At 48.4% G+C, this 19,809-nt stretch carries 24 protein-coding genes; 2 read left to right on the top strand and 22 right to left on the bottom strand.

The window, feature by feature from the left end; translation table 11 throughout:
• Positions 1-860: 860 nt before the first annotated feature.
• From H8B09_RS02695 to H8B09_RS02595, 21 genes are all read right to left on the bottom strand, one after another.
• The gene (locus H8B09_RS02695; RefSeq protein WP_191201925.1) at positions 861-1,484 is read right to left on the bottom strand and encodes a lysozyme; all 624 of its coding nucleotides are present in this window, start codon (positions 1,482-1,484) and stop codon (positions 861-863) included.
• Positions 1,474-1,749, bottom strand: a complete 276-nt coding sequence (locus tag H8B09_RS02690; RefSeq protein ID WP_224753215.1) for a hypothetical protein — start codon at positions 1,747-1,749, stop codon at positions 1,474-1,476. The genes H8B09_RS02695 and H8B09_RS02690 overlap by 11 nt, the downstream gene beginning before the upstream one ends.
• Positions 1,750-1,805: 56 nt before the next feature.
• Positions 1,806-2,099, bottom strand: coding sequence for a hypothetical protein (locus tag H8B09_RS02685; RefSeq protein ID WP_191201923.1), 294 nt, complete (start codon positions 2,097-2,099; stop codon positions 1,806-1,808).
• Positions 2,100-2,295: 196 nt separating this feature from the next.
• Positions 2,296-2,439 carry a hypothetical protein gene (locus tag H8B09_RS02680; RefSeq protein WP_191201922.1) on the bottom strand — a complete coding sequence of 48 codons (144 nt, stop codon included), beginning with the start codon at positions 2,437-2,439 and terminating at the stop codon, positions 2,296-2,298.
• Positions 2,439-2,789, bottom strand: a complete 351-nt coding sequence (locus H8B09_RS02675; RefSeq protein ID WP_191201921.1) for a hypothetical protein — start codon at positions 2,787-2,789, stop codon at positions 2,439-2,441. The genes H8B09_RS02680 and H8B09_RS02675 overlap by 1 nt, the downstream gene beginning before the upstream one ends.
• 2 nt (positions 2,790-2,791) lie before the next feature.
• Positions 2,792-5,557, bottom strand: a complete 2,766-nt coding sequence (locus tag H8B09_RS30315; protein ID WP_224753214.1) for an XkdV family phage structural protein — start codon at positions 5,555-5,557, stop codon at positions 2,792-2,794.
• 7 nt (positions 5,558-5,564) lie between these two features.
• Complete coding sequence (locus tag H8B09_RS02665; RefSeq protein ID WP_191201920.1) at positions 5,565-5,843, bottom strand: ketopantoate hydroxymethyltransferase; 279 nt, start codon at positions 5,841-5,843, stop codon at positions 5,565-5,567.
• Positions 5,840-6,424 (bottom strand): putative phage tail protein, encoded by a 585-nt coding sequence (locus H8B09_RS02660; RefSeq protein ID WP_191201919.1) that lies wholly within the window; start codon positions 6,422-6,424, stop codon positions 5,840-5,842. The genes H8B09_RS02665 and H8B09_RS02660 overlap by 4 nt, the downstream gene beginning before the upstream one ends.
• Complete coding sequence (locus tag H8B09_RS02655; RefSeq protein WP_191201918.1) at positions 6,417-7,493, bottom strand: baseplate J/gp47 family protein; 1,077 nt, start codon at positions 7,491-7,493, stop codon at positions 6,417-6,419. Before H8B09_RS02655 ends, H8B09_RS02660 begins: the two co-directional genes overlap by 8 nt.
• A complete protein-coding gene (locus H8B09_RS02650) occupies positions 7,486-7,884 on the bottom strand; it encodes a DUF2634 domain-containing protein (RefSeq protein WP_191201917.1) in 399 nt (132 codons plus the stop codon). Before H8B09_RS02650 ends, H8B09_RS02655 begins: the two co-directional genes overlap by 8 nt.
• Entirely contained in the window at positions 7,881-8,174 is a 294-nt protein-coding gene (locus H8B09_RS02645; protein ID WP_191201916.1) for a DUF2577 domain-containing protein, read from the bottom strand. Before H8B09_RS02645 ends, H8B09_RS02650 begins: the two co-directional genes overlap by 4 nt.
• A gap of 1 nt (position 8,175) precedes the next feature.
• Positions 8,176-9,144 carry an XkdQ/YqbQ family protein gene (locus H8B09_RS02640; protein ID WP_191201915.1) on the bottom strand — a complete coding sequence of 323 codons (969 nt, stop codon included), beginning with the start codon at positions 9,142-9,144 and terminating at the stop codon, positions 8,176-8,178.
• A complete protein-coding gene (locus tag H8B09_RS02635) occupies positions 9,137-9,823 on the bottom strand; it encodes a LysM peptidoglycan-binding domain-containing protein (RefSeq protein WP_191201914.1) in 687 nt (228 codons plus the stop codon). Before H8B09_RS02635 ends, H8B09_RS02640 begins: the two co-directional genes overlap by 8 nt.
• Positions 9,820-12,129 (bottom strand): phage tail family protein, encoded by a 2,310-nt coding sequence (locus H8B09_RS02630; RefSeq protein WP_191201913.1) that lies wholly within the window; start codon positions 12,127-12,129, stop codon positions 9,820-9,822. The genes H8B09_RS02635 and H8B09_RS02630 overlap by 4 nt, the downstream gene beginning before the upstream one ends.
• Positions 12,130-12,316: 187 nt before the next feature.
• Entirely contained in the window at positions 12,317-12,742 is a 426-nt protein-coding gene (locus H8B09_RS02625; RefSeq protein WP_191201912.1) for a phage tail assembly chaperone, read from the bottom strand.
• A gap of 27 nt (positions 12,743-12,769) precedes the next feature.
• Positions 12,770-13,237 carry a phage tail tube protein gene (locus tag H8B09_RS02620; protein ID WP_191201911.1) on the bottom strand — a complete coding sequence of 156 codons (468 nt, stop codon included), beginning with the start codon at positions 13,235-13,237 and terminating at the stop codon, positions 12,770-12,772.
• 1 nt (position 13,238) lies between these two features.
• A complete protein-coding gene (locus H8B09_RS02615) occupies positions 13,239-14,555 on the bottom strand; it encodes a phage tail sheath family protein (RefSeq protein ID WP_191201910.1) in 1,317 nt (438 codons plus the stop codon).
• Position 14,556: 1 nt separating this feature from the next.
• Positions 14,557-14,748 (bottom strand): hypothetical protein, encoded by a 192-nt coding sequence (locus H8B09_RS02610; protein WP_191201909.1) that lies wholly within the window; start codon positions 14,746-14,748, stop codon positions 14,557-14,559.
• Entirely contained in the window at positions 14,708-15,175 is a 468-nt protein-coding gene (locus tag H8B09_RS02605) for a phage tail terminator family protein (protein WP_191201908.1), read from the bottom strand. The genes H8B09_RS02610 and H8B09_RS02605 overlap by 41 nt, the downstream gene beginning before the upstream one ends.
• Positions 15,176-15,824: 649 nt before the next feature.
• Positions 15,825-16,469, bottom strand: coding sequence for an ECF-type sigma factor (locus H8B09_RS02600; protein ID WP_224753213.1), 645 nt, complete (start codon positions 16,467-16,469; stop codon positions 15,825-15,827).
• A 77-nt stretch (positions 16,470-16,546) separates the two neighbouring features.
• On the bottom strand, positions 16,547-16,879 hold the full coding sequence (locus tag H8B09_RS02595) for a PDDEXK family nuclease (RefSeq protein ID WP_191201907.1): 333 nt from the start codon (positions 16,877-16,879) through the stop codon (positions 16,547-16,549).
• Positions 16,880-17,161: 282 nt separating this feature from the next.
• Here H8B09_RS02595 and H8B09_RS02590 point away from each other — a divergent pair, with 282 nt between their 5' ends.
• Positions 17,162-17,599 (top strand): helix-turn-helix domain-containing protein, encoded by a 438-nt coding sequence (locus H8B09_RS02590; RefSeq protein ID WP_191201906.1) that lies wholly within the window; start codon positions 17,162-17,164, stop codon positions 17,597-17,599.
• A complete protein-coding gene (locus tag H8B09_RS02585) occupies positions 17,532-18,074 on the top strand; it encodes an ImmA/IrrE family metallo-endopeptidase (RefSeq protein WP_191201905.1) in 543 nt (180 codons plus the stop codon). Before H8B09_RS02590 ends, H8B09_RS02585 begins: the two co-directional genes overlap by 68 nt.
• 282 nt (positions 18,075-18,356) lie before the next feature.
• On the opposite strand, the gene sufB is transcribed toward H8B09_RS02585, so the two are convergent.
• A complete protein-coding gene (sufB, locus tag H8B09_RS02580) occupies positions 18,357-19,754 on the bottom strand; it encodes a Fe-S cluster assembly protein SufB (protein ID WP_191201904.1) in 1,398 nt (465 codons plus the stop codon).
• Positions 19,755-19,809: the final 55 nt, after the last annotated feature.

Below are 19,809 nucleotides of genomic sequence, written 5' to 3'. Positions count from 1 at the left end.
TAATGCTATTCAAATGAGGTGTAATGTTAAGCTCTATTTCTCTGTTTTCTCTCATTCTATCATCATAACTAGTACGATCGGCAGTAAAAAAAGCTTGCCAGCTATCAGTTCATCAACTGATAGCTGGCAAGCTTCTGAAAGGAATCGAATTCAATCCAACTCTTCCGGTTCTTCCATAAACCACGAGATATTCGTACAATTATTGCAAATCAAAATCGTAGCGTTCTTATTCGCCCAATCCAGCCCGAGAAAAGTCGCCCCTCTGGAATTCAGCTGCCGATAGTCTTTGTCGAAGTCATCATGCCCACAACATGGACATGCAAGCTGTCTGTTACCCGCCACATATTTCATTCCGGCACCCCTTACATTCGTGATCTTGTCTGAAAGGTATACATTATATAACGCTGTTCCCAGTTGTTTGGTTGCGCCGATGAGAAGAATAAATAACTTGATCAAAGTCGTTAATCTTCCTTGATAGAATTCGCGGCATGGAGTTGTTATCAGAAATGAAAAAGGATTCCATTATATAATAGGAAGAAACACAACTGAACCCGCATTAATTTCTCTATTTCTCTTTTCTTTCGTAAACTTATCAAAATTGATTTTTCTTTAACCACTCTAGACAGTACCCATGTCTGCTTTATTAGATCGAGCCTCTGATTTAACCGAAAGCAATTCTGTTTTCTTTGGATTCAAATGGTGAGGCTGGATATGGACTACCCTCTTTTACGGGTCATTTATGTTTTAAGCAGGAGAGGAAAAGTGGATCGGAACGAGGAATATGAGATCGCTTTAAAGAAGAATAAATGAGTAAATTGAAGACTACATAGGTCAGCTGTTGAGCTGCTCTTGGCTATTATTTATCGCATCGACACGACGAATGTCAACCAAGCTAGTTCTGATGTCGTTAGTGTTCGTTCCTTGATCTTATCCAGCCACAATCTATCTGTTACCTTCTTATTATCCAATAGCTTCCTGATACTTGTCTCCAATACGCCCCATTGGTAATTGCTCAGCTGCATGTCTTCTTCCTCCTTCGCCGTTTCAGGCTTATTAAATAGTTCCAACTCGGCTTGTCGCCGGACTGTCAGACCCGTCAAGAACGTTCCATTTGACTTGTTGTACGCGATGAGATGCTTAGCAATCTCAGTAACCGTCCGTGCATTGCAAAGCCTCTGCAGATTACCTGACCCACAGTTGTAACAAAATGATACCAATGCATCGAATTGATTCTGCGTGAGCTTGTCTGTAACGGGAACGTAAGATGGGTTGTTAACGCATGCCTCGTACTTGGCTAGATCAGCAATGAACATGCTATCAGCTTGTTCCTGCGTAATCGTCATGCCTGCTTGTACGTCAGGGCCGTAATGGCCCCAGCCAATAGTGTAATGAGGTTCGGTAGCTACCGGTTTATAAGCAGCGAGCCGGCAGGCCTCGAACGATTGAATTAGGCTAATACCTATTTTCGATATTTTACGGTTCATTGGATGCGTCCTCCTTCATCGTTGCAGACACTCCTGGTGGGGATAGCGCCTTCTGATGCATCTGACCTGCAGCTGCCGCTACCAGGAATGCATTGGCGAACGATAACGCATACAGCCTCCAGTCGTACGCCGTTGCTCCAGAAGCAAGCTGTGCAAAAATCAGGATTACCCAAGCCACAGAGACAGCCAGCACATCTGTTGGCAGCCATGTTACAAAGCGATCGATCGTCGTTTTGAAATAGGCGGTCACAAAATAGGTAAGCAAAGAAGCTCCCCCCATTGAGGAGAGAGCTTCCCAATTAAATAGTTGTCCGTTGTCCATTAGTGATCATCCTCCAGTTTATCAATCCTTTTATGTGCCTGCTTCACCAATTCCTCAATCCTCGTGACTCTTTCAGCCAACAAATCACTTCTCTGCACGAGTGCACGCTGTTCGAACCGGATATCTTCGATTCCTCGTTTGATATGCTCAAGATCAGCACGAATGACGGCATCTTTACCAGCATCCGTTACCGTATCTTGCAGCACCGTTCGAGATCTGCCAGACCAGCCCAATACAATACCCGATATCGTGGCTACAGCCGAAATAATCACTGCAACAATTGATGTATTCATTCCCCCCATGCCCCCACCTTCGAAAATAAAAAAGCCCCGCCTAAGCGAGACTGCTGCAAAAAGCGTGCTTTTGAAGAATCTAACATTTTTAGGGGGGTCATAAAATGTCTCCCCTACCTCAAAACGAGCCTTAGAATCGATTCTAGAGGCTCGTTTTATGAGTTCACTTTAGAAAAAGCACTTTTACTGCATTCTCTCAAGCAAGGCTTTTTATCAGGTCTTGACGTTTATGACTAGTAAGGAAAATATTTATTATGTCTTGCAGATCAGGACGACGTTCGACCACATACTCATACGTATATGCGCCTTCCATAATACGCTGTGCAATGTAAGCTGCCATTACACCACTCCTCCTAGAATTAAATCATCCAACGCAAGCTGCATTAAATCTTGTTTTTGACGAGCTACTGCTAATTCATGTAACAATCGGTCGATTTTCTGTAAGTTGGACTCCTGAGGTGCCGTACCTATGACATATTGTCCACCGTTAGTGTCTTCTGCAATATCGAGTTCTTCGATAACCGCCCCATCTGGTAAAGGGTTGCTTACAACTTCTTGAAACCGTGCTTCGTCGATCTTATTGCCATTATCATCAAACATTTCCGGCGATATTTCTATCGTTTTGATCTGGTAATCCCATGGTCCAATATTAATGACTTGTCCATTCAGAATCACACAAGGTTTAATCATACCTATACCGACCTCCATCCTGTATTACCTGTACCGCTTTCCTTGATATAAAGTGTGGTGCTTGTGCCACCATCCGTGCGCTGGTAAATCGAACCGATAGGAGCCGAAACAACGCCAATCGGACTGCCTGAACCAAGATAAATCAGTGCATTCCCTGCGTGGTAGACCTTATTACCACGATACGTAAAGCCATTCGCTAATGAGGATCCAGCCTCTACTGCTATTGAAGTACCAGGTAAGGCATAATCATATAAGACAAATTTATTATTCAGTGTACTATGGCCCAGCATAAACATGTCTGTCCCGGCTGCATTCCTCATCCGCATACCAGTGGTCCCGACAATATCAATAGTCGGTTGGATTACAATAGCTGGATTTGTATTATTAATGGTTGTGTTGCCTGTTAATGTACCACCTGTCCTAGGCAATGCAGCTGATGCTAGATCGTACGCTGACTTTACAGCACTTGGCGTTGCAGCTTGGGTTGTAGATGTACTATTCGTAGCAGTCGAGAGGGGCAACTGTGCTGCAGCAATCAGGCCGTCAGCTCCAATTCCTGCATATCCATTTGCCATATTTTTATTGCCCGTGTGTTCACGCTCTCTCCAACCTGTCCATGTCACGCCATCTTTCAAAGAATTTGTGTACATCCGATTGTTTGTATCAACTGCTAAAATCCAACCGTACGGAGCACCACCTTGCATGAATGAGATACCTCTTATTGAAGCAGTTGAAGGCATGTTTAGTACAGTTCCGGCAGCATAGATCGTGCGAAGACCAGGACCAGCACTAATTACGGTTGCAAGCAGATCATCCGTTGCTTGGGTCAGATTGATGATGTTGTTTCCATCATCTTTTGTGATCTTACTCATTTGGGCCATGTCCGTCGTTACGATCTTTCGCCACTGAGTCCAAGTCGTACCAGTGTTTTCAGTTGACCGGATCCAAGTATCGCCAGTAGCTGATTTAATCCACATTTGAAATGACTCAGAATTCGTCCGACGAGTAACAAAAATAGTACTCGTCACGGCTTCAGGTAAATTTGTATTTGACGTATTGACTATATATATTCCTGTATCAAGCAGCATATTAACATCACCCGCATACGGTAAGGGCTTTCCGTTTGGTTGGGTTAAAGAATAGAAGGAATCCTCAAAGGCTAGCTTGCGCCAAGCTGTCCACGTTGTACCGGTATCAATAGTTGTCCGCGTGTACATTGATGGCGTCGTGCCTGCATTCCACCAAGTCTGGATGGATGTCGTACTGTTGCGCTGTGTAACCAACAAAACCCCAGTCGCGGCCTCCGGAATATTCGGTACGTTATTTGCAATGGTATATATACCAGTACTCAGCAGTCCGTTTAGATCGTTTGTATGCACCTGCCCAAAACCATTATACGATGTCAGTGTGTAAGATTGGTGTTTTCTCCAGCCATACCACCCGCTAGAACCATTGCAGTAATTAGTATAAACACCATCTGTGCCTATAAGGACTACAAAACCGAAAGGATTTGAGCCAGTCGCGGACATAAATGATATACCTCTATAGGACGACGTAGAAGGTGTATTTGACGCATTACCATTGCAATATACCGTGTTCATACCTACTTTGGCTGCAACCATGGCTAACAGATCATCACCAGCGTTGCTCGCGTTTATAGTGAAGTTTCCTGTATCTGTGGTTATTTTCATCATTTGAACAACCGTTTCCAGTGCGTACTGTGGATGAGGATCGGATGCTGTTGCGTGAGTATTCACCTTTGCCTGCGCACCTGTCGGAGTTTCCTTTGCATTCCACTCAGCCCGTTCTAACGCGGTAACATGCTTAACCATATCAGCCAAGTGGGTATCGAAGTCAGCTGCATCTGTAATCATCCTCCATTTTACCGCGGTATCGCTTGGCCCGTAGATACCCCAATATGCCCGGTTGGATGTATCAATCCAGAGTAGGTGACCAATATTCGCTTGAGCAATCTGCCATCCGCGGCCCGAAGCTGACGAAGGCACTCCAATAACACCAGGATTTGTATAAAAAGTACACGTGCGATATGGGTTAATTCTACCTAAGAAATCTTCTCCGGACGCAATGTTCACGACATGCGTCCCTGTATCAGAAGTCAATGGCCATTTTTGCTTCCAGTTTATATCCACATATGCCTTAGCGTTAACTTCTGCTGCATCTACAGTATCCTTCCGAGCGACGTCAGCTGCTGCACTTGGAGAAGCAACCTGCACCCGCCCGCTAGCATCGCGCTGCATAATTGCATTTGAAGTTGCTGCACTCGTCGCCCCATGCACACCGGTTGTTGCATCCATGTGAGTTTTCGCTGCTTCCAGGGAGGTCGCCGGCGCCGTGCGCCAATTGCTTTTGCCGGTGATTGACTTTAGCATATTCGCAATCCATCCGAGCAAGGTCGTTATTGTACCACTATCACCTGTCGCAGCCGTACCATCTGCAATGGTACGCGTTCCGATCACCGTATCCGTAGCTGATCCATCCGCTAGTTGTCCGCTCCCGACTGCCTTGTCGCCGAGTTGACCTTGTCCAACCGCTTTATCGCCAATCTTCGCTTGCGTAACCGTCTTGGCTGCCAGCTTGTCCGTTGTTACCGAACCGTCCGGGTGATCCAATACAGCGGCTGTCTTATGCGTCGTCAAACTTTGCTGAGCACTGGTCGCAGACGAGGCTGCTGCATTAATTTCCTGCCCGATTTGGTTCAGATCGGTTTCCTTTACGACATCGTTATACTGCCAATTCGTCTTAGCCAACCTGCATTCACTCCTCTACCGAGATTACCTGCACGATCAACGTATCCGTTGCGATCGGAATACTTACAGGATGGTCGCTGATCGTGACGGTTGAACTTTTCACTTCGACCCGATTTACAGTCGCTACCGCTCCAAGCGGAATCAAATAATTGAGCGTGACGGTGCCGTTATCCACTTGCTTGACCGTAAATGCCGTTATTACGTAAGCTCCGGAATTTAGCGAAACTTTCGTTATCCGTCCCGCAGTGTATTCCGCAAGTTCATTCTTAAAAGCTGACGTTATCAAGTTGCCGTCACCCCCGCTCCCGGTTCCGCGAACGGTGTTGCTCCAAGCCGCCAGCTAGTCCCCAAACGGGTATTGCGAGCCAGCGCATAACTGACGATCCGCGCCTTCAGCCGTATTCGATCCACGATAGCCGTTTGCTGTCGGTATCCCATATTTGCAGGCTTCAAGGTCGCGATTGTACGCTCTACTTCACCGAAGACCGGTGCGTCATCGATTGCCGTCGTAACGGTCAGCCGATACAGGCTCGGCTCTACGGAAACAACGGCTTTCCCTTTGCCTGCAATGTAATTGATTCGTTCCTGCAAATACTGGGCAGTGAAAGGAGGCTTCGTCTGATAACGGTTCAGAATGCGAAGCCTCCGAAATTCCAGCGATTCCGATGGACTAGCTTGAATGTCCAGCATGGCCTCCCGCCGCTCGATGGCGCCCGCTCCAGATGTGGTGACGAATTGATCGGCATACAAACGCTGAACGGCTTGAGCAAGACTCTCAAGCTCCATGCTTTCCGTATCCGACAACTCCACAAAATCTTGTATTTCCTTATAAAACGGTGGTAAATAACCTAATACGCGATCAGCCACTGATTGTCACCGTCCCCAACAACGGAATCTCATCCTGCGTAAGCGTCATGTTACCAGCAACGCCGTTCAGTCGGGTTCCAGTTACGTCAATCACACCTGGTACGGTGAGAATCGCTCCCTCTACCAAAGCGACCCGCACAACAAGTTGACTTTGATTCGACCACGATTTTCTTAAATCGGTCATATAAGCCTCCAACGCAGCCGTAACCGAAGCCTGTATTTGGGCAACGGTCACACCTGCTAACGTAACAGTTGTTTCTACCTTCAATGTCTTGCTGCTCACGCCTGCAATCGTTACCTTATGTCCGATCGGCGCCAAACCTCTCCCTGTACCCGCATTGACGGTCGGATCAACAGCCGTCTGAATGGTATTGATCAGCGTAGCGGATGGTACGGACCAATCTGACGCAATCACCGTACATTTCACCGTCCCGCCTCCCTGCCATATCGGGTATACCTTCAGTCCACCAATGCCATCCATCGCACTGATCGTCTGCTTGTAATCCGCCACATTGCCGCCGAATGCCGGGCTATTCACCTCGTCATAGTAACGCCTTCGCAGCGCATCATCCGTTTCTTCATCTTCGCCGGGTACAAGCACCAAGCCAAGCTCCGCACGAACAAGTCCCGGTACGAATTGAATCGGCAGCAGTACACCGAACGGTTGATTTCCTACAGCACCGGCTGTCTCACAAATGAGTGTATGGACCCCCGACCCAACACGTGATCCTACGACAAATATGACGCCGCCAATCGAATATCGCCCGCCTTCGGGCACATCGATCAGCGAATCTGCCGCTCCGTAAAATCGCCCTTCGCGACTGGCAAAAGTAGCCTGTTCCCGATTAACTCCGAATTCAGCCGTACGCCGAGCTAATTCTTCCCCCGAGGCTGTATCTGCGAAGGATAATCGGTAGTTCACGTCGATCTCCGCGTACATTTGCGCAAGCTCTGCTGCCGCCGGAGCCAAGGCATCATAAATGATGGAGCCCTGCCGCTTGTCGATGTCTCCTGACACTCTCGCAAGCATCCGATCCAATATCGCATCAGCCGTTTGTGCCTCATACATAGGTCGTCACCTCCCCTTCAAAGTTCCCGAATATGGATACTACCGTAAACACAACCGACGCCACGTCTCCTTCGATCGAAATCGTCATATCCGAGACATCGTGAATCCGATCATCTTCTATCAATGCTTCTCGAATTTGGCGGTGAAGCTCCGACTCGACCAATAACGGACTCTTCCCGATAAGCCCAGCCATCTCGCTGCCATAGTTGGCATCATAGATGAGATAAGCGAAGCGATCGGTCTGAAGAATCTTGTAAGCCGCTTGCTTGACGGCATCGAAACCATCTGTCTTACCAACCACTTTGCCGCGGTCAAAATCCAACTTCCAGGTTAAAGATGGTACTTGCGCTTCATTGCTGTCCGTCGTCACCTGTCCACCGATCGGAATCATGCTCTCACCACTCTGTCTAAGATTAAATATCGCTGCCCGCCCTGAAGTCGGACGAGCACGACTTGATCGCCAACTTGCAATGGCCGACGAATGAAATACTCGGCGGGCCCGATCCTAACCCTTAACTCTGTTGTCGCTTCGGTCTGAACTAAAAAATCCGCATCGAGCGTAAATCGTTGATCAACGTTTACCTCGAGCGGATTTATTTGAGTTACGATGCCAAACAAAAAAGCGACTGGATTTGACGCCTCCACGGCAGTCATTGCAGCCTTGCGAATCGCATCCAGCATGTTAAATCACCCTTAACGTAATGGTCATATTATGCTCTGCACTGCCGAAGCTGTGCTTCACTTCTTCCGCGAGCATAAGCTCTTTGATGCCAAGCGCCGAGATCGCAATGGGCAGGTACATGCCTGCGCGAACACGAATATCTCCGATCGCATCGATGGATAACGTGCGCTGCTCGCGATTTTTTAATTGAGCTAATTGGTAGAGCTTCTGTTCGATCTGGGCAGCATTCAAGTTCTCGTCTATGCTCTCATATAGCTGCAGCATGCCCCACTGCGCAACGTTGGCGCTGTCCTGCTCCAAGTAGATATCACGTTTTCCTGTCTCCTTGTTGTCGCGATACAGCTTAATCCGATTATACGTATCACTGTCGATATCCTGCGCGTAATCGTAGCCGGTCAACAGACTGCCGTCACCAATGTAAAAGTCGGTCTGCAGCTGACTTACCCGCCGGAGAGAGAGTGCGCCGAAGTCGTCGAAAAACACGAAAAACTGGCCATAATTGCTTATGGTCAGCGCATTCGCCTTCTCAATGATATCCAGCAGCGTCTGGCCGTCTTCCATCATCGAAGGAATAGAATAACCAGTAGCGTCAATCGTGCCGGTCTTCAATTTGAAATCAGCAGCGATCTTCCTGATAATGTCGCCGGTCTCCATGTTTTTGAACTTATAGGTGTCCTTGTTCAACAAATATCGCATCTGATCGTACGCGGTGACACTAATGATCTGTTCTGTGTTCTGCTGCAGCTTGAAAACATAGCCATAGAAAACGTTGTGCCCAGCATAACGTACACGTATAACATCCCCGTTATTAATGGTAAACAACTGATTCTGGGTGACACTATCGTTTACCAGAGACAACTCCAGAACAGAAGGCTTCCCCACGCGAACCGTCTTCCAAGAAACATCTTTCGCAATTTGCGAAACGTCCCAGACACGCCCGTTTTTGTTATCAATCAATATTTCAAGCATTAGCCTTCACCGCTGGAAGCTTCAGTATCGTTCCAATCTTAAGCGACTTCGTCTGAGCATCCGTAATCCCGTTCAGCGCCTGAATTTCTCGCCATCGGCCGCCGTCACCGAGCGCCCTCTGAGCAATCTTCCATAAGGAATCGCCTGAAACAACGGTATAGGTCGATGCAGGTACACGATCATCCACTCGCTTCTCTGCTGACTTCTTCACTGTGTTGTTCTCGACCTTGACCTGCTGTGCTGAATAAAACCGATACTCTTTCAACTTGAGCTTGTACTCGATATCACCTGGCGTTCCCCCGGACTCCCGCCACTCGAACGACTCAATGCTTACTGGTGTATTGATCTGCATCGTCGACCCAACATAAACAAAGCGAATCGGCCATCTAGACTCCCACCAGCGCATAATGGATTCGACATAACGTTTAGGTGAGAGCAGAAACTCAGTTTTCACATATGGCTGCACGATGGGGATAAATAAACTCGGTTTGCGAGGGAAAAAGCTTTCGATGCTGTATTCCTTCAGCCCTCGATTCTTGATGACATTGATCTTGCCGCCGCCTTGCACCTCGTGCTCCCCTCCGTCCCCACTTACGCTTACACCAATCTCAGCCGGCAGCACGGGCAGATCGAAGCCTTCTTTCTGGTTGTTCCAGCTTAGCCAAATGCCATAACTCATCCGTATACCCCCCGTGCAGACGATACAAGCTCTTCCTGCAAGCGCGTCTTGATATTCGTAATGATCTCATCAACGCTTCTTCCATCCTGACGAATATGCGTGTCGCCGAAGCTCAACTGCGGCTGCAGCGTAACGAAGTTTTGAATGTTTTGCATTTCCGCCAGCTCGCGCATCGTCTGCAGATCCTCGCTGGAGACGTCTACCTGGTCATTGATTTTGCCGACCTCGTTAACCTTGTTAATGTTACGATTGCCGTTCGTGGCCATCGGTTGCTGAGTGGAATTCCACTGGTCCAAAACTTCATTATCTACACTCGGCTTCTTATAGTGGAAAGAATTGGCGAACGAAGAGCCTGCCTTCGCTCCATAAGCGTATTCGTTGCTCAAGTCCTTCATCTCCATGCGAGGAACCGTGACAACCGACTTGTCGCTTACAGGTTTCTCAAGCTTATCTAGCATTCCTTGCAAACGCTCGCTCATGGCATGGACATTCGTTGTGTCAAAGAGATCCACTGTACCAAGATCGACGCCGGTAAGTTTTTCAATTTTTTTGCTTAACCAGTTAAAGCCCTTCAATATGCCGTTGATTGCGCCAAGAATCGTTTCCATGAATCCGCCAGCAAAGCCTTCGGCATTACGCAGCATGTTCACCATATATCCTCCGAACATCGTTGCTAGATCATAGAATAGCTTTTGAATCGCATAGGTCGGATCAATAAGCAGGTTTTTTAGAAATTCGGCGAAGCTAGCGAAATAATTCCACCAGACTGCAATCAAGTTGTAGATGACGCCACCAAGCCAAGTAAACGCTCCAACGATCGCACCGATCACATCTGCCGCAGTTACACCAAATTTCTGCAAGACGAACATTACAACTCCAATAAAAGCTGCAACCGCCAAAATCGGCCAGTTAAGCAACAACCACTCGGCGACAATCGCTGCCAATGGAGGAATCATAGACCATAGCATTGGTATGAGCAGCATACCGATTAACGCTGCAATTCCCCCTAGAACAGAACTGAAGATACCCCAATTGTTCGCAATCACTCCACCAAACCATAAAGCGCCTTGAACTAATACTGCCAGTAACGATGTTACCCAACCAATTGCAGTACCCATTGCATGGAAGAACGCTTGTATTTGTCCTTGTTGAAACATCTGGTTAAGCATCGAAACGACTGGTAATAATGATTGCACGATTGAATCACCCGCGTCCGCCAACGCCGACTTTGCGTTATTGCCCAACGTCTTTACCTGATTTGCAGGGCTCGCCATCTTCGTTTGATAAGCTTGATCACCCAACTTCTGCTGTTCCATCAATTGATTGAGCGATTGCAGGAAACCATCGATATTGCTAGGGCCAAAGCTGCCGATATTGAACTTGTCTAACTCCGCTTCCGGTATGTTGTAGCTAGCAGCAAGTGAGCCAACATCGCCACCAAGAGCCTCCTTTAATGCAGAAGCAGCATCCATAATCCCGCCGCCTGAAAGATCGAAAGCCGACAAGTGAGCCGCCACCTCATTAAATTGACTCAGCTGATCGGTATTTTGTGTAACGGGGAAGAGCGACAGCGTACCTTGAAGCGACTGCGTTACATCCTGCCCCATCGCAAGCGCCTCTTGCTTGAACTTCTCGAACATCGCTGTACCGACATCTTCCTTGCCTGTACGTGCAATAAACGTATCCTTCAGATCCTGCTGCTCCATCGAGCCGGCAACTGCAGGTACGATTTGCGCTCCGGCAAATAGTAAAGAGCTTTTTGCCATTCCTTTCAGATAACCGACTACGTTTTTAACTCGGGCGCCGCCCTTACCTTTTGTGGAATTGGATTGCTCTGATTCATTGTCACTATTATCTTGATCAAGCCCCGCGTCTGGTCCCGGCAGCGGTTGACCTCTATTACCATTAATTGAGCTGAGCCGTCTTATCGAGGCCTGCATTCGCATCACAAGTCGTTGAAGATTGGTGAACATCCTATTAATCGAAGTCGGAAGAGTGACCTGAATGTTCGCCCGAATTGTACTGAGCTCTGCGTCAATCCGCCTTCGGACAGCTCTTATGTCTCCCATATTCTGAACCACAATCCGAACGCCGATATCGACGGGCCTAGCAATTTGCAGCCGCCTTCGAGCCCGCTCCATTTGATTCAATGCCTGTCCGGTGTCAGCGCTCATCGACAGAGGCCTCTGCAGCGTTTCCCGCAAACGTTCCGCAACTCTTATGGTGCGGTTTATCACCTTCTGTGCTCGGCCAAGAGAAGATGTGAGCTGATCGATGTTTAGCAAGCTCACGCTTATGGTGGGCATTGTACAACCCTCCTTTGCTACTTTTTGCGTGATTTAGCAGCTTGTCTTTCTTTCTTGACTCGTATCTCGATCATTGCATAGATGGCCGCCCTGTGAAGGCGGCTCATCTGCATAAGGTCATGTGGCAATATATTTAATTCGTGGAGGGCGTAGTAAGCATATACGGCTTCGCTATCACCCTCCTCGATCAGTTTTTTACCTCTTCAACCAAATCGTTCATATCGCGATCGAAGCCATTAAGCTCCTGCACCTTGCCGACCAAGCCAGCGTATTCGCCAGGACGGAGCATTGTTCGCAGAAGGCTTTCTGCCCCAAGCACACCGTAAGACTGCTGCAGCTCGGCATCCTTCAAATTCGGGAAAACGACACTTGCAACAACCAGTTTGGCCAAGTATTCGTCAGGGTTTGTTTCCACCGACTGCTGGCCGTTCTTGCCCTTCACTTTGCGCGTTGCCGATTTGCGGCATTGCTCGTTCTCCGCCTCTGTCATGCTCCGCAGTTTCCACGCTGCTGGCGCGCCCTCACTGTCGCGAAACCGATCCGAGACGATGAACGTCTCGGCTTCTACTGCTGCTGCATTTTGCGCATAAAATGCACTCAAATCATTTGCCATAAAGTTGAAACCTCCTATTGAATATGATTACAATCCCAGCGTTGGCGGAACGAACCTATCGTTCATGCTGACACTTTCGAACGTGAACTCGATTTCTTCATCCAGCGCTTCGCTTTCCGTATCGAGCTTCGCGATGATGACCTTGTCGAGATTGACGCCCTTGAGCGTGACATCCTGTTTACCGACCGAGGAGTTCGGGTCTTCGTTCACGATCTGAATATCGAAATAAGTATCGACGCCTCTCTGAATATACTTCAGCATCAATTCACGGAACTTCGACGTTACATAGTAGATCGTCATGCTGCCGCTGCCAGACCAGCCCGTTGCTTTATGCTGTGTGCCTCGTCTGCCCAATGTTTTGATTTCCGCTTTTTCTTTCTCGATAGTCGCTTCAAGCGACTTGATGTAGAACATCTCTTCGACCTGCCCGTTAATCTTCGCGTAGGCACGTCCTTCCTGACCATTGATTGTATCTGTAGCACGCATGTATGACATCCTACTTCACCTTCACTTTCATGTAGATTTTTTCAACGCTATCGACTGGCTGAATGCCTGCTTCAACAGTAACGCTGTCGGAATCGGCGCCTTGCTGGACGGTAATATCCGTTTGCGGATCGAAGTTCTGGATCGCATTCGAATCCTGCAGACTGGTCAAATACGTAATGATCTCGGACTTGAGCATATTGCGCCCATCAGCGTTATTGCTCACTTTGCCAAGATAATATTGTTCGAAAATACGCTTCATATCGTTGCCGATGCCATCCAGCACTCGCACAACCCGATTTTTATGGAAGGACTTCCCTTTGTCGCCTCCGAAGCTTGTCAAGCTGTTAATGTCCTGCTCGACGATAACCTGACCATTGCTCGCCGTGAAAACAAACTCACCCGCTTCAAGTGCAGCAATCGTCTGCGAATTCGTATAACGAGGCAGCGCATCTGCCGCATCGTCATAGCTTTGGAATGTCAGTGACTCAGCAACGCCAGCCGAGGCAGTCGCTGCTGCAACCCAAGCTGTCGCTTGCGCAGCCGTCAGTCTTGTGCCGTCCGACAGAATGACGCCGTTCTTCACGCTGATGACACCCTCGTGATCGGCTAACGGATAATTCTCCAATACGACCTGAATCTTCTTCCCTTCCGATTCACGCAGTCGTCTTGCGAATGCAGCGTACACGCCTTTAAGCGTATTGTCCGTAGCGGAGAGTGCAGCTGTCTGGAAATCTTCCAGCTCCAACGCCGACAGAAAATCCGTATGATCCGCGTTCGTTACGCTGCCATCACTGCCGCCTGCCAAGGCTGCCCCCGCCGTTGCTGTCAGAGTGCCGGTACCACTAAAGCTCACCCATTGATTCGATCTCAGCTCATCCACCGTAGAGACCGTCTGTGTCTCAATCGCTTCGCCGCTCAGCATCGTCGTAACATCGAATTTCGTACTATCATCAATGTTTGCTTGTACGATAACGGACAGATCATTACCTCTCTCTCCGCCATGAACCGCGGTCGCCGTCAATGCACCAATAACGGCGCTGGCCTTAGTACCGACATTGAGGCGGTAAAGGAGTAGTGTAGATGCGCGCTTCAATGCCTCTCGTACAAGCAGTAGTTGCTGGGAAGCCATATCGTAGCCCAGAAGGTCTTTGACGTTATCTCCCGCTTCAATCCGAAGCAATTGTTTCGCCGGTCCCCAAGATAAAGGAAGAGCAATGGATGTCGTACCTCTTTCCCCCATTACACCAATCGACCCGCCATCGTTTACAAAATTAATGTAGATGCCTGGACGCACCTTGTTTTGAGTTGTCCATACTCCGCCTGCCATTCTACTTCACCGACCTTTTCTCAAATTGTTGAATACGACGCAATGCCGCGTCGATTGTGTACGATTCTCCATCCGTTAACACAGCTGCCAACACATCTTTGTGCTGAGCGCTGAATCGATTCGAAGCAATCATCTGCTGCTTGCCATATCCTTCAACCGATGCTATCTTCCCACTCGTTGGTGCTTTGTTCATTTTTGATCCTTCCTTCCATGTCCATCGCCGCCATTTTAGGAGCCGATTGTTGCTTCTTAAACACATGCATTCGAATCTCGAAATAAAAGTGCATTACGCCTTCGACCATCTCGTGCCGCATCCCCGAGCCGCGAAGCTTCCCTCTCCCCAGTGGGATATACTCCATCACTTCTGCAAGCCTTTCTGCTATTTGACTGGCATCTTGGATAGGCTCGGGAGAGGATCCGGAAGGGAAATACCGAATGTCGAAAGCATATACACGTGCATAGCGACGTCCCATAATTCGGTTGTACGTTACGGAACAATCCGTCATCTGAAAGCAGGGAGTTGTTTCTTGGCCCATCGTTTCGGTGTAGATCACCGTGCCGGGAAATGACTCCGCTAACAAACCAACCACCGAATCGCGTATATCGATAACCGTCTCCACCTTCTACCTCCGATTCGCCAGTCCGCAGCTCTGCTGCGTCCACATGCTAGCCTCTTCGCCTTCGGCGATCCTACTAACAGGAGGGTCTCTCAGCTTCCGAATTGTTAGCTGATTTGTGATTCGCTCCATCTGCATCTGCATCAACCTCACTTCTCACCCGGCATTTGCCGGAAAATAAGAGGGCCCCGGCAGTCTCAGCCAGGGCCCTCGAACTTGCTTTCATTTAAAACAGAAAAGGTCGTCCGATTGGACGACCTTGGCATTTCGTATACATGCTTTCATACTAGCATCTTACCACGGGTTGACTCGCTTTACTACGCCTTCGTTCCGCCATCTTGCCGCCTGCCGACAACTGCCATCTTCTACCTTGTAACAAGCGTAAAGGCCACCTTTTCGGGTGGCTTCTAGCTCGTATACATTGTTTTCATACTAGCATCTTATCATGGGTTGACATGCTTTACTACGCCTTTCCTCCGCCAACTTACCGCCTGCCGACAACCGCGATCTTCTACCTTGTAACATGCATAAAAGCCACCTTTTCGGGTGGCTTCTAACTCGTATACATTGTTTTCATACTAGCATCTTATCACGGGTTGACACGCTTTACTACGCCTTTGCTCCGCCAGCTTACCGCCTGCCCTCTTTAACGCTACATAGATAGCCTGCTAAATTCGTACAGAGCTTTCGGTCGGCTCCGTTCGAACGTACGTCTCGAAGTCTGCATTCGTTCGACGACCTCCACAATCTCCAAACCTTCGACGTACCGCAGTCGAAGCAGAAAAGCATAATCCGGCTTATAGCTTTCCAAGGCCTCCAAGCCCGCATCGATCTGATCGCGCTCATTCTCCAAATCTTGAAATTCGCTCAATCGATCCAGTACACCCTCATAGCCCTCCCGATTCCCAGTACGCGCCTCGATGACCTTCTCAATCTTTTGACGAATTTCCCTTAGAGCCTGTGCATCCCCGGGATCTGCAGCCGTTCGCGGTATCGCCGCAAGCTGAGCTTTCGTACCAACCGGATAGTCGGTTAAATACGCATGTGCAGTTGTTTCCAACACCTGCTCTCGATTCGTCAGATACATATAAGTCGGCATCGCACGCAGCTTACGATGCAAATCCATCAGATGATCGTCCTGATTCATCCGGCTCACCGTGATCCCTGCACCTACCGAATAGTTCTCCAAAACCTTAAGACGAGCTATTATGCGCTTATAACTGCGGAGCCGTTCGATTGCTTCAGCTTCATGCATTTTATAATAAGAAGAATGATTACTTGATTGTTGAAGATTCATAATATAAACCACCTTTTATAATAGCCTCTGACCGGCTATCCGCTGTATTTGTATTATTTAATACTCGATAAACGCAATTACCGATTCTTATGTAATCCTCCAACGCTAACGTCCCTAATGAACCGGTCTATTCCTTCGTTCGAATCGATTATATAGTGACGGCAGCGGGGACCAAGGAGCCGTTTCACCCATCGCAGCTGCGCCGTATCACATTTGCAACCAGGCGTCTTCATTACGACATATAAAGTGCACTCTCCCGGGAAGATGACGATCCGAGCCGGAGCTGCACGATTATGTTCACCCAGCCATCTTGGAGCCATTCCGCCAAGCCGTTCAACCTCTTGCACCAATCTAAGCTCCAGCACCGATTGTTCCGTCGATCTTCCTGAGTTTCTTTCACTTGCACGCATTGGAATATCCTCTCCTCCCTTGATTGAAAAAAAGACTGGCCGTACCAATCCCACTCAACAATTATGTTGATAAGATTTTTATCAGAGCAAACATAAAGACTTGCTGGTTGCCGCACTTGACGATAATTGTTTTATCGTATATGCTGGTGTAGATAATATTTTTATCAATACAGCTGCATCAAGCTTATCGTTTTGCTGTATTCCGATTATATTTGATAAGTATATTATCGTCAATGTATTTTTGATAATAATATTATCATTAGCTTGAGAGGTAGACCCGACATGAATCTAAATCAAAGAATCTCAGCTTTAAGAAACCATAGACGGCTTACGCAAGAACAAGTCGCAAATGCGCTTGGCGTTAAGCGAGCTCGCTATAATGCATGGGAGAACGGCATATCTAACCCAGACCATGTCATGCTTGCGGCATTGGCTCAATTTCACGGGGTAAGCGTCGACTTTCTGCTTGGATTGCAGCATCCCGACGGCGATGCAAATCATCGTACCGATAAGCTGACAGATAACTTTTCAACTGATTCGTTCCTTTCAGAATTAGCCAATGAACTCGAGCGCAATCATCGTTTGACAAGAGGCTTAAACAGCGGCGAGGTCGAAACGATTGCAGCACATCATGATGGAGAAGAGTGGACAGATGAGGAACGCGAAGAAATTGAGCGCTTCAAAGCTTATATCCGATCCAAACGAAAACCGCAAGAATGAGGCTACCGAATACGAGTACTTGCTGAAAGATACGGCGCAGTGCGGAATCGATATTCAGGAACGCCCTATGGTCTCTTCCATCAAGGGTTTATATGGCGACGGTACGATTTGGATTAATCAATCGCTCCAAACCACAGCCGAGAAAGCCTGTGTGCTGGCCGAAGAACTTGGGCATTACCACACCTCATCGGGCGATATACTCGACCAACAGGATACAGTGAACCGAAAACAAGAACTCCGCGCCAGACGATGGGCTTATCAGCGGTTAATTCCGTTGGAGCGTCTCGTTGATGCTTATAACGCTCGTATCAAAGGACGATATGAACTTGCAGACTTTTTAGGTGTAACGGAACCATTCTTACAATCTGCCCTTGACCAATACCGTGATAAGTACGGACTGTTCACAATGATCGGTGATCGCTACATCATCTACTTCGAACCGCTTCGCGTTGCCGAGGTCTTTGCCCTACGTTAAACTCGCCACCTGCTCCACTCTTATTTATTGCAATACCAAACCCCGAGCCGTCTCTAGGCAAGGGGCTTTTTGCTGCCCACCGCAGGTGGAATTCGCGAAGAGAAGCGGAACGTTCGGAATCTTGTTGCCGCCGCGCAGCGGCTAATGTTTTTATGTTTTTCTCTTTTTTCTCTTTTCGCCTTTCACGCTTTAACACTTTTATGCTCTTCCCGCTTCCATTCCTACGTAACCGCAGCAAAAAGCCCCTCGCTATCAGCTAGCGAGGGGCTTGGTATTGCAATATTAACCGATCGAACCTTCCATCTCAAATTTAATGAGACGGTTCATTTCGACCGCGTACTCCATCGGCAGCTCTTTCGTGAACGGCTCGATGAAGCCCATAACGATCATTTGCGTTGCTTCATCTTCCGTCAGACCGCGGCTCATCAAGTAGAAGAGCTGGTCCTCGGATACTTTGGATACAGTAGCTTCATGCTCGAGCGTAATATTGTCGTTCATGATCTCGTTGTATGGGATCGTATCCGACGTCGACTCGTTGTCGAGGATGAGCGTATCGCATTTGATGTTTGCTTTGGAACCTTCGGAGTTGCGTCCGAACGAAGCGAGACCGCGGTACGTTACTTTACCGCCGTGCTTCGAGATCGACTTCGACACGATCGTCGACGTCGTATCCGGTGCCAGGTGGAGCATCTTAGCGCCTGCATCTTGGTGCTGGCCTTTGCCTGCTACTGCGATCGACAATACCATGCCTTTCGCACCGCGGCCTTTAAGCACAACCGCAGGATATTTCATCGTCAGCTTGGAGCCGATGTTGCCGTCGACCCACTCCATTGTCGCATTCTCTTCTGCAACGGCGCGCTTCGTAACGAGGTTGTAGATGTTCGGTGCCCAGTTCTGAATCGTCGTGTAACGAACGCGAGCGTCCTTCTTCACGATGATCTCAACGACTGCGGAGTGCAGCGAGTTCGTGCTGTATACAGGCGCAGTGCAACCCTCTACGTAGTGCACGAAGCTGCCTTCGTCAGCGATGATGAGCGTACGCTCGAACTGACCCATGTTCTCCGAGTTGATACGGAAGTAAGCTTGAAGCGGAATTTCACACTGCACGCCTTTCGGCACGTAGATGAAACTGCCGCCGGACCATACCGAGCTGTTCAGCGCTGCGAATTTGTTGTCCGCTGGTGGGATTACCGTTCCGAAGTACTCTTGGAACAGTTCTGGATGCTCGCGAAGCGCCGTGTCCGTATCCGTGAAGATTACGCCTTGCTTCGCAAGATCTTCCTGCATGCTGTGGTATACAACCTCGGACTCATACTGAGCCGATACGCCTGCAAGGAATTTCTGCTCCGCTTCTGGAATTCCGAGCTTGTCGAACGTTTCCTTGATTTCAGTCGGAACCTCTTCCCACGTCTTGCCTTGTTTCTCGGATGGCTTAACGTAGTACTGGATGTCGTTGAAGTCAAGATCGTCCATGTTGCCGCCCCATGTTGGCATAGGCATTTTGTTGAATTGCTCCAGCGACTTCAGGCGGAAGTTCAACATGAACTCCGGCTCGCCCTTCATCTCCGAAATCGTGCGAACGATCTCAGGCGTCAATCCTTTACCGGATTGGAAAATCGCCTTATGCTCGTCGCGAAAGCCATACTTGTACTCTTCCATTTCTGGCATACTTTTTGCCATGGCAGTCACGCCTCCTTATAAAGTCATTCTATATCGAATACTCGATCTGTAATCG

The sequence above is a fragment of the Paenibacillus terricola genome (assembly GCF_014779765.1).
In the GTDB taxonomy this organism is placed as follows: domain Bacteria; phylum Bacillota; class Bacilli; order Paenibacillales; family Paenibacillaceae; genus Paenibacillus_T; species Paenibacillus_T terricola.
This window is presented reverse-complemented; position numbering and strand designations above follow the sequence as displayed.